We start from the raw sequence: 4,005 nt of genomic DNA, 5'->3' as shown, positions 1-4,005 counted from the left end.
GCTTGGACCACGCCCGTGCGTCCTTTGGGACAGGCGTATTTGGGGCGCACAGTGACAACGACTTGGTATTGCGCAGGGATGACATCCAGCCGCTCCGAGCGATCCTCCCCGATCTTGACCATATCGCCACAGCCACAGGGGCAAACGATGTTTTCGGGATTGATGACCCGCTCGACGCGCGGCAGCCCTTCTGGAAGGGTGCGAGGCTTACGCGGTTTGCGGGGCTTTTTGTCCTTTGCAGTCTTGTCGAGCTGGTCGAGCTTGTTCTGCACCTCATCGATCTGTTGCTGCGTCTCGGCGATGGCGGTCTCTTGATCTTCGAGCGCCAGTTCCAGCTGATCGGGGCTCAGCTTTTCCGACTTGGATCCGAACTTGGTGCGCCGGTGGTCGGCAACCTGACTTTCCAGCTTCTCGACCAGCGCTTTCAGTTCGGTGATGAAGACGTCCTTCTCAGCGCCGACAGCCTGTTCATGTTGCCGCGCCGCGCGCTCTACAGCCAGCTCGAACTGCTGCGCCTCAAAGGCCTTCACGACCTCGGGCGGCAGACCTGGAAACTGGCGAATATCGAACGGCTGTGACATGCGCTTTTCTATCATGAAACAGTAGAAAAGCCCAATAAAACAACGCTCGAATCTGGCCCTGAGTCACCCTGCCGCAGCAGGCGCCACAACCGGTTTTGCCACCATCCGGCGCCAATCCAAACCTTCGAAAAGGGCCTCGTACTGGGCCCGGGAAAGCTGCATGACGCCGTCCTGAATTTTGGGCCACACGAAGTTGGAAACCTCCAACCGCTTGTAGATCAGGACAAGCCCGGTTCCATCCCAAACCAAGATCTTCAACCTGTCCCCACGCTTGGAACGGAACACCACCGTCAGACCGGAATGTGGATCAAGCCCCAGCTCGTTCTGCACCGTTGCTGCGAGCCCATCATGGCCTCGACGGAAATCGACCGGCTTTGTCGCAATCACGATCGGCAGCCGCTGCCCCGCGACAATCACGAGACCCCTCGTACCGCGCGGATCAAGTCAGCAGCACGCGCCATATCAGCAGTGCCAGGAATCCGGATCATCACATCAGACCCAATCGTCACCGATATCTCGCCGCCCATCCCGGCGCGCGCGCTCTGCGCTTGCCCTGATGGGTTATCAGCTGTCGGCGGTGTCATCGCGATCTCCAGCGGAACAAACGCAGGCTCAGACCGATGGCAGGAAATCTCTGCATCACCAACTGATGTCATGACATCCGCAGGCAAAACCAATTTACCGGTCCGCGCCATCCGTCGCCAGTCCGATAGCTGATGGGGGACAATGTCATGGTGCCGCGCCACGTCAACAACGCGCGCACCGGGTTGAAAACTCTCCGCGACAATCCGCGCCTTCACATCGTCAGGCCAACGTCGGTTGCCACGACGCGGTTCAACAACTTCCAGCCTACCCACAAGTCCACTTCCATCTGCCATAGCAGCCTCCAACATAAAAGATGGAGACCGTATCCGGCCAATCAAAGAAGCGCGGAAGATCTCAAATCAATGGGATGTGGCCAGCGCATACAGTGCATATGTTGACAGGGATTTGGCTGTCGCGTGCGTGAGGTCGTCAGGGAGTCCCGGGCGAGCTCATTTGTGAGGACGTGGCGGCGGCATAAGCCCATGGCATCAAAGAATCGATGTCTTTCTTGAGATGCCCGTTGGACAGCTTGGTGTACAGATCGAGCAAGTAAGCATATGGCTCGACGCCGTTGATGCGACATGTTCCGATCAGGCTCGCGAACCTTGCCCAACAACGGGCTCCGTCATCGTGACCGGCAAAAAGTGTGTTGCGGCGTGTCATGGCGGGGCTTCTGATCGCATTTTCGACCAGGTTGGAATCCATGTCGATATGGCCATCCTCCAGAAACAGACGGAAGCCCTCCTGACGTCGCAGCATATAGGCCAGAGCCTTTCCCAATTCGGACTTGCGCGAGACACGGCCGGCCTGAGCGTTCAGCCAAACAAAGAATTTATCGACCAGCGGGCGGGATTTCTCTTGCCGAACCGCACGCCTTTGCGCGGTCGGCAGCCCACGGATCTCGGCCTCGATCTTGTAGATGGCCGCGATCTGCAGCAGAGCCTCATCGACGATCGGCGATCCTGCTTTGGGCTGCGCCTTGATCAAGGCGCGCCTCCCATGCGACCAGCAATAGGCCAGCTTCAAGGGTGCGCCACCCACCCGCTTGGAAGTGCCCAAGGCGGTGTAGCCTCCATAGGCATCCACCTGGATTGTGCCATCGAAGCCTTTGAGGATTTCTTGGGCGTATTCTCCCTTTCGTCCGGGGCGATAATGGAACACGACGCCAGGTGGCGATGGTCCGTTCCAGCCGCGGTCATCGCGTAGCACGGCCCAGAAGTATCCCGTCTTGGTTTTACCCCGACCGGGATCAAGTACGGGGGCGGTTGTTTCATCGACATAAAGCCGCGTGCTGCCTTTCAGAAGTAGCATGGCCATGTGATCGACCACGGGGGCAATCAGTGCGCCTGTGCGGCCCATCCAGTCCGACAGGACTGCACGATCAATCGGCGCGCCGTTGCGGGCCATGGCCACGGATTGCCGGTTCAAAGGATTGAAGTCGCAAAATTTGGCCACAGTGATCTGCGCCAGCAGGGCTTCGGTCGGCCAGCTGTTTTCCAGAAGATGCGCCGGGGCCTTGGCTTGGACCACGCCCGTGCGTCCTTTGGGACAGGCGTATTTGGGGCGCACAGTGACAACGACTTGGTATTGCGCAGGAATGACATCCAGCCGCTCCGAACGATCCTCCCCGATCTTGACCATATCGCCACAGCCGCAGGGGCAAACGATGTTTTCGGGATTGATGACCCGCTCGACGCGCGGCAGCCCCTCTGGAAGGGTCCGAGGCTTGCGCGGTTTGCGGGGCTTTTTGTCCTTTGCAGTCTTGTCGAGTTGGTCAATCTTGTTCTGAACGGCGTCGATTTTTTGCTGCGTCTCGGCGATAGCGGTCTCTTGATCTTCGAGTGCCAGTTCCAGCTGATCGGTGCTCAGCTTTTCCGACTTGGGACCGAACCTGGTGCGCCGATGATCGGCAACCTGACTTTCCAGCTTCTCGACCAGCGCTTTCAGTTTGGTGATGAAGACGTCCTTCTCGGCACCGACAGCCTGTTCATGTTGCCGGGCCGCGCGTTCGACAGTGGCCTCAAAACGGGCGTTCTCAAGCGCCACCCGTTGCGCCTCGAAGGCCTTTACGACCTCGGGTGGCAGGCCTGGAAATTGGCTGATATCGAACGGTTGCGACATGCATTTTTCTACCCAAAACGGGCAGGAAAAGCCAGCAAAACAAGCCTATAATCAGGGGATTAATCAGCCTGCCGCAGCAGGTGCTGCCACCGGTTTTGCAATCATTCTGCGCCAGTCCAAGCCTTCGAAAAGGGCTTCGTACTGCGCCCGGGAGAGCTGCATGACGCCGTCCCGGATTTTAGGCCAAACGAAGTTGGAAATCTCCAACCGCTTGTAGATCAGGACCAGTCCGGTTCCATCCCAAACCAAAATCTTCAGCCTGTCACCACGCTTGGAGCGGAACACCACCGTCAGCCCCGAATGTGGATTGAGGCCCAACTCGTTTTGCACTGTGGCCGCGAGCCCGTCATGGCCTCGGCGGAAGTCAACGGGCTTGGTCGCAATCACGATCGGCAGCCGCTGCCCCGCGACAATCACGAGACCCCTCGTATCGCACGGATCAAGTCAGCAGCACGCGCCATATCAGCAGTGCCAGGAATTCGGATCATCACATCAGACCCAATCATCACCGATATCTCGCCGCCCATCCCGGCGTGCTCGCTCTGTGCTTGCCCTGATGTGCTATCAGCTGTCGGCGATGTCATCGCAATCTCCAGCGGAACAAACGCAGGTTCCGACTGATGGCAGGAAATCTCTGCATTACCAACTGATGTCATGACATCCGCAGGCAAAACCAATTTACCGGTCCGCGCCATCCGTCGCCAGTCCGATAGCTGAT

The 4,005-nt window shown here is 58.4% G+C and carries 5 protein-coding genes and 1 pseudogene; all 6 read right to left on the bottom strand.

The genetic code is table 11. The annotated features are described in order from the left end of the window. A partial coding sequence (locus ACTG3X_RS14315) for an IS66 family transposase zinc-finger binding domain-containing protein (protein ID WP_439111953.1) occupies positions 1–581 on the bottom strand: 581 nt, incomplete at its 3' end. A gap of 63 nt (positions 582–644) precedes the next feature. After that, positions 645–998 carry an IS66 family insertion sequence element accessory protein TnpB gene (tnpB, locus tag ACTG3X_RS14310; RefSeq protein WP_347201825.1) on the bottom strand — a complete coding sequence of 118 codons (354 nt, stop codon included), beginning with the start codon at positions 996–998 and terminating at the stop codon, positions 645–647. Next, entirely contained in the window at positions 995–1,459 is a 465-nt protein-coding gene (gene tnpA, locus ACTG3X_RS14305; protein WP_296628403.1) for an IS66-like element accessory protein TnpA, read from the bottom strand. Before tnpA ends, tnpB (ACTG3X_RS14310) begins: the two co-directional genes overlap by 4 nt. Positions 1,460–1,595: 136 nt before the next feature. Next, on the bottom strand, positions 1,596–3,287 hold the full coding sequence (gene tnpC, locus ACTG3X_RS14300) for an IS66 family transposase (protein ID WP_439111952.1): 1,692 nt from the start codon (positions 3,285–3,287) through the stop codon (positions 1,596–1,598). Positions 3,288–3,350: 63 nt separating this feature from the next. Then, positions 3,351–3,704 carry an IS66 family insertion sequence element accessory protein TnpB gene (gene tnpB, locus ACTG3X_RS14295; protein WP_439111951.1) on the bottom strand — a complete coding sequence of 118 codons (354 nt, stop codon included), beginning with the start codon at positions 3,702–3,704 and terminating at the stop codon, positions 3,351–3,353. Next, positions 3,701–4,005: pseudogene (locus ACTG3X_RS14290) on the bottom strand (IS66-like element accessory protein TnpA); the annotation flags it as partial. The gene tnpB (ACTG3X_RS14295) and the pseudogene ACTG3X_RS14290, both read right to left, overlap by 4 nt.

The organism is Lentibacter sp., from assembly GCF_965658795.1.
Lineage (GTDB): Bacteria > Pseudomonadota > Alphaproteobacteria > Rhodobacterales > Rhodobacteraceae > Lentibacter.
Note: the sequence above shows the minus strand (reverse complement) of the source record. Positions and strands in the feature narration are given on the sequence as shown.